The 6,256-nt window shown below is 42.4% G+C and carries 6 protein-coding genes and 1 pseudogene; 1 reads left to right on the top strand and 6 read right to left on the bottom strand.

Annotated features, from left to right (window positions below):
• Positions 1 to 126: pseudogene (locus ACZQK9_RS08555) on the bottom strand (GTP pyrophosphokinase); the annotation flags it as partial.
• Positions 127 to 164: 38 nt separating this feature from the next.
• Positions 165 to 1,142, bottom strand: a complete 978-nt coding sequence (gene bsh, locus ACZQK9_RS08550) for a choloylglycine hydrolase (RefSeq protein ID WP_117781082.1) — start codon at positions 1,140 to 1,142, stop codon at positions 165 to 167.
• Between the two features lie 478 nt (positions 1,143 to 1,620).
• Here bsh and ACZQK9_RS08545 point away from each other — a divergent pair, with 478 nt between their 5' ends.
• On the top strand, positions 1,621 to 1,893 hold the full coding sequence (locus ACZQK9_RS08545; RefSeq protein ID WP_483270324.1) for a transposase: 273 nt from the start codon (positions 1,621 to 1,623) through the stop codon (positions 1,891 to 1,893).
• A gap of 193 nt (positions 1,894 to 2,086) precedes the next feature.
• Here ACZQK9_RS08545 and ACZQK9_RS08540 read toward each other — a convergent pair whose 3' ends face one another.
• From ACZQK9_RS08540 to ACZQK9_RS08525, 4 genes are all read right to left on the bottom strand, one after another.
• Complete coding sequence (locus ACZQK9_RS08540) at positions 2,087 to 2,293, bottom strand: helix-turn-helix domain-containing protein (protein ID WP_196021056.1); 207 nt, start codon at positions 2,291 to 2,293, stop codon at positions 2,087 to 2,089.
• 267 nt (positions 2,294 to 2,560) lie between these two features.
• A complete protein-coding gene (locus ACZQK9_RS08535; RefSeq protein ID WP_483270318.1) occupies positions 2,561 to 3,472 on the bottom strand; it encodes a DMT family transporter in 912 nt (303 codons plus the stop codon).
• 10 nt (positions 3,473 to 3,482) lie between these two features.
• The gene (locus ACZQK9_RS08530) at positions 3,483 to 5,060 is read right to left on the bottom strand and encodes a Na+/H+ antiporter NhaC family protein (protein ID WP_483270317.1); all 1,578 of its coding nucleotides are present in this window, start codon (positions 5,058 to 5,060) and stop codon (positions 3,483 to 3,485) included.
• A gap of 77 nt (positions 5,061 to 5,137) precedes the next feature.
• Positions 5,138 to 6,121, bottom strand: a complete 984-nt coding sequence (locus ACZQK9_RS08525; protein ID WP_483270316.1) for a diaminopimelate dehydrogenase — start codon at positions 6,119 to 6,121, stop codon at positions 5,138 to 5,140.
• Between the last annotated feature and the right edge of the window lie 135 nt (positions 6,122 to 6,256).

The following is a 6,256-nucleotide window of genomic DNA, read 5'->3' as shown; positions in this document are numbered from 1 at the left end:
AGTTTGTATCTCCCGAATAGCACAACGATACATCATCATTAAATTATAAAATTTTGTAGCATTATTTAAAAACTGTAGTGATTCCGGACTGTCCATCCTGATTTTTTTTACTTCATCTTTTGTCATGGAACTTTCCTTTCTACCTCATCCCTGATCTCAAAACATTATTTATTTTGATAGTTGATTCGTTCTCCTTGAATTACTGGATAACAAATCATTTTATCACTATCCAGATTTTCTACATGCATATCTACTGCACTGATCTGATGGTTTTCATAAGTATTGTAATAATAAATACCTTTTGTAACATTACAACACGACGTATACAATGTGATTTCATATTTTCCATCCGCTACTTCGCAACATCCTCGTTGCTGATCCACAGATCCGAGAATGTGGAAGAATTGGCTAACGCTTTCTTCCTCTGATTCACCTGAAATTGCATTTACCTTTGTAAAAGCTACACGTACAAAACGTGAGGAAGATGAGAGATCTCCCGGAAGACCTAATCCTCCCATACCTCTACTATATGCATCAAGAGTCAAAGTTTCGCTGAAAGTATTTCTGGGCTGTTTAGGAGATAAATACATATAATTATTTAGTTGAAACATCTGCTGTGGAAATGGCGGATTATTCGTAAGCACTCCTACTGGATTGTCATAAATATGCAAACCATCTGCCATAGATTCTACCGTAATTGACTCATTCTCATCAGAAATGATCCAGTGTAATTGTGCTAATGGTAATTGCTCGCTGAAAGGAGTATTAACAATATTAATTCGTTCAAGAAGCTCGCGAACTTCAACTAAAGAAGAACACTGACTTAAAATCCACGGAATAAATTCAAACTGTGCAATATTTTCCACATCTGGCTTAATCTCGGCATAAACAGCATTTCCGACAAAATTCAGTCCTGCCATTGCCACTCCTTTTTCATTCATAGCATCATAATACAAAGGATAATCCTCTGCAACATGAGCCATTCCAATAATTGCATAATGATTTTTCATATCGCCAACATGGCGAAAATTAAACGCATAATTACGTGGTGTAATTACTATCTGCTCACCATAAGAGCATTCATAATCGAGGGTTCGTCCAAAGTAAAAATCTTTTGTTTTATAAGTTGCTGCTGTACACATGATCGTTTATCCTCCTAAATAGATTGAAATATGTCAATGAGTTTTTTTCTTGAACAATCAATGCCATTCAGTTACACATCATTTCAGTGGTTTTCTGTCATAGAAAGCCACTGTTTTTATGCCTAAAAACTTTAAAAATATTACAAAAAGCAGTTGACAAGTAAGCCAATATATGTTGCGCAAGCCTTGATTATAAACATATTTCAAGGATGCTCGTTATGGCTGATTTTTTCTTATCTAATTAAAAATCCACACTCGACAGCTGCATCACAGAACTCGATGAATTTGCCTGACAGCGAATTCGATACTCATATAAGAACAACACTTACCAGACGCCATACGAAAGAAACACTGGGGGAATCCTAACACCTATACCATACTTCAGCCTTCTACCGATTTTGATTTTCTTGATGAAAACTGCATGTATTACGATATTGAATTCCGTATAGTACGTATTCGCCTTGATAATGGAACCTAGATCTGTATTGCCACCAATCTTTCAGAAGAAGAATTTCCTCTGGAAGAAATCAATAAACTTTACCGGATGCGCTGGAGCGTGGAAACAAGCTTCCGTGAACTCAAATACACCATCGCAGTAAACATATGCAAGGCATATCTCAAACACGGTGGTAACGAAACAGAGACCATGCTTCTCATACAAAAGTATCTGACACCTGTCAGGTACAATCGAAAATATCCTATCCACCTCCGTCCAAAGAGAAATAGGAATTTCATGTATCGGGTTGCATAAATCTCGTTACCATTATACTGCGTTATGAGGCAGATATGCAATCTGTCTTTTTGTCATACACAAAAAATGATTTGAACTCATCATACACCTGCTTTCTACGCATTAGTGCACCTAAAAAATACAGCATTTCTTAACTGAACAGTATTTTCAATGCATGAACGCATATGATATACTGTTTTCATCATAAAAAACCTTATCTAAATGACATTGATTCATCAATATTAACTCCAAAATATTTCGATAACTTGATTAACTTATCAATTGACGGTTCTGATTCTCCATTTTCCCATTTTGACACCGCTTTATCTGAAACGCCGACAAGTACACCCAACTGATATTGAGACAGGCCTTTTCTCTGTCGTAGTGTACTGATAAAATTTCCAAAACTATAGTCTCTCATACTTATCCTCCGCTACTTGCTAATTACATTTTACACCAAAATAGTTCATTTGCAATTTGTTCATATCGAATTAAAGTAGATTTTTGTTGTTCGAAGCAATTGCGATTCCGATTATCACGAAACTGCGTGACTATTCACTTTTATTTGATAACAAAAAAGAGAGCCACAGAGTGACTCCCCCAGTGCAGTCCGGAAACATACACCTCATTCAATACAGATAATATACAAGATTATTATAAAAATGCAAGCACAATCAAATAATAGCCTCTACTTTCGCATCTGCGGCACCTGTGCCAAGATCACTGCGGTGAACACAAGCACGCAGCCAACGATTTCCCGCGGTGCTAACACCTCATGCAATACGACGAATCCACCGAGCACTGCAAATACAGATTCCAGACTCATCACGATGGATGCAACTGCCGGATCTGCATATTTCTGTCCTGCGATCTGAAGCGTATATGCGATACCGCTCGAGAAGATACCCGCATATAGGATTGGGAACCACGCAGCGGCAAGATCACTCCATGCCGGCTGTTCAAAGATTGCCATACAGATTAGGGATAACACACCGTTCGTAATAAACTGGATGCACGAAATCTTCACGCTGTCACAGTCGTTAAAATGATCGACCGTCAGGATATGTCCGGTGAAACAGACTGCGCACAGAAGTCCAAGCAGATCTCCAAAATACAGATTGCCGATACCGCCGGACATGCACAGCATGTACATACCTCCAAGGCAGACAAAAACTGCCACATAAACGATCTTATGTAATTTCTTCCCGAGTAATCCGGATACGATTGCAACCATAACCACATACGTTGCGGTAAGGAATCCCGATCTGCCGGAGCTGGCCACACCTTCCGGATATGCCGCGATACCACTCTGCTGCAGATTCGTTGCGAAAAACAACACACAGCCACAGAGGATACCACCGATCACGGTCCGTTTTATACTTTCTTTTTCGACCGGTTCTCCACTTACCTTTGCTTTCTGCTTCTTCATTCCCGTGCGAGCGAGAATCAAAATCGCAAGAAATGCCGCTCCAACTATGGAGCGGCTTCCGTTAAATGTAAATGTTCCAATCTGATCGGATGCTGTTGTCTGTGCCACAAACGTCGTTCCCCAGAAGAACGCGGCAAACAGCAACATAATACTTCCTTTTGCCTTTTTCATTTCAAGCCTCTTATTCTGCATCAATTGGATCTTTCTTTTTCTCAACTGCCTTGATCACCTGCAACACAACATACAGTAAAATCAGACCGATTACCAGCGGAATCACAGGACTCTTCATTACTCCCGGAAGTCCCTTGCTATTACCAAAGAATCCGGCAATAACATATGTGACGAACGATACAAGTGCAACTGTAATCGCATATGGAAGCTGTGTGCTTACATGATTGATGTGATTACACTGCGCACCTGCGGATGCCATAATTGTCGTATCCGAAATCGGTGAACAATGGTCTCCACATACGGCACCTGCCATACATGCAGAGATGGAAATGATCATCATCGTTGCGTTTGTTCCCTCGAATGCATTTACAACGATCGGAATCAGCATACCGAAGGTTCCCCATGAGGTTCCGGTTGCAAACGCGAGGAAGCATGCAATGATAAATACAAGTGCCGGCAGGAAGCTAAGCAGCGCATCCGGCGTACTCTTCACGAGCTCTGCCACAAATTCTTTTGCGCCAAGGCTGTCTGTCATCGCCTTCAATGTCCAGGCAAATGTCAGAATTAAAATCGCAGGAACCATCGCTTTAAATCCTTCCGGAATACAAGACATGGATTCGCTGAATTTCAATACGCGGCGGAACATATAATAGATAATCGTAATCACAAGTGCAAAGAAGCTGCCATACATCAATCCAACCGATGCATCACTGCCCGAAAATGCTTCTACAAATCCAACGCCTGAGAAAAATCCACCACTGTAAATCATGCCGATGACACAGGCTGTAATCAGAACGATCATTGGGAATACAAGGTCAATCACTTTACCCTTTGTCTCAACGACTTCATTTTCCGCGTTTGCATATGGACGGTCCGGTGTCGTGTAGATATCGCCCTTCAAAGCGTTCTTTTCATGTGTCCGCATCGGACCATAATCAATCTTTCTGACGATCAAAACAATCATAAATATAATCGTGAAAAGCGCATAATAGTTATATGGAATCGCACGGATAAAGATGGAGAATCCGTCCTCTCCCTCTACGAATCCGGCTACCGCTGCTGCCCATGACGAAATCGGGGCAATGATACAGACCGGAGCTGCTGTTGCATCAATGATATACGAAAGCTTCGCACGCGATACCTGGTGCTTGTCTGTCACGGGACGCATCACGCTTCCAACTGTCAGGCAGTTAAAATAATCATCAATAAAAATCAAAACTCCGAGCGCAACTGACGCTAACTGTGCGCCAATCCGCGTCTTGATATGGGCGCTTGCCCATCGTCCGAACGCTGCCGAACCACCGGCTTTGTTCATCATACAGACCATGACACCGAGTATTACAAGAAATACCAGAATACCCATGTTATATGAATTGGTCAGCACGCGGACGATTCCGTCTTTGAATACATGGTTTACGGTTGCTTCAAATCTGAAGTTGGACCAGAACAGTCCACCAATCACAATTCCTAAAAAGAGCGAACTGTAAACCTCCTTTGTAATGAGTGCCAGCACAATTGCCACGACCGGCGGAATTAATGCCCAGAATGTTGCGTACATCTGTGGCACGTAATTTGCGATTTCTTCCATCTTCTCTCTTCTCTCCTTGTTTTCTTTCTTATTGTCTGCCACCCATATTCAGTTGGCGACATGGTATCTGGTGCATCTTACAGCATGGATGCACGAAGCTCTTCCCCTGTTTTATTCACAAGGTAAGCCGGTGCAATATCAAATACGGTCTTGCAGCCGCTTGCTCCCTCATTTGCAAGTCTGTGAGCCGCTCTTGCATAAGCAATCAGTACGCTGGATGTAAACTCAGGGTTTGAATCAAGCTTCAGGCTGTACTCGATGATATGCTTGTTCTCCTTGTTCCAGCCGGTCACGCCGCTGCGGAGTACAAATCCGCCGTGTGGAATTCCGCTGTGATTTGTCTTCAGTTCTTCTTCCGAAATGAAGTGAACCGTTGTATCGTAATCTGCGAAATAGTTCGGCATTGTCTTGATTTCTTCCTCAACCTTTGCCGCATCTGCGCCCTCTTCCAGCACTACAAAGCACTCTCTTGTATGCTTCTGTCTTGTTGTAAGCGCCGGATTCTCGCCGTTACGAACTGCCTCAAGTGCAGATTCTACCGGAATCGTATACTGCTTGGCATCCTTGACACCTGCGATACGACGGATGGCATCGGAATGTCCCTGACTGACACCCTTGCCCCAGAATGTATAATCATTTCCCTCCGGAAGCAATGCATTTCCGTACAGGCGGTTGAGTGAGAACATACCCGGGTCCCAGCCAACGGAGATAATTCCGATATGTCCGCTTGCTTTTGCGTTTGCGTCCACATTTGCAAAATGCTCCGGGATTCTTGCGTGTGTATCAAAGCTGTCGATCACGTTGAAATATTTTGCACATTCCGGTGTCTGCTCCGGAAGATCGGTTGCGCTTCCGCCACACAGAATCATAACATCGATTTTATCCTTCCAGTCTGCCATGTCCTTTACGTTGCACACCTTGGCTGTCTGGTTCTTAATAACCAATTCATCTGGATTTCTTCTTGTGAATACGGCAACTAATTCCATATCATCGTTCTGATTAATGGCTGCTTCTACACCACGGCCAAGATTTCCGTATCCGTAAATTCCGATTCTCGTCATTTTGTTTTCCTCCTTATTCTATCTCCCTGCATGAGAACTTCTACACTTTCTCCGAGTTGTTCTGGATTTTCATTCTACGCAGACGCGCTCTCGCTCACTTCCGCACATAGCAGACACTAAACTCACTACGTTCGT

The sequence above is a fragment of the Wujia sp. genome, assembly GCF_056872695.1.
This window is presented reverse-complemented; position numbering and strand designations above follow the sequence as displayed.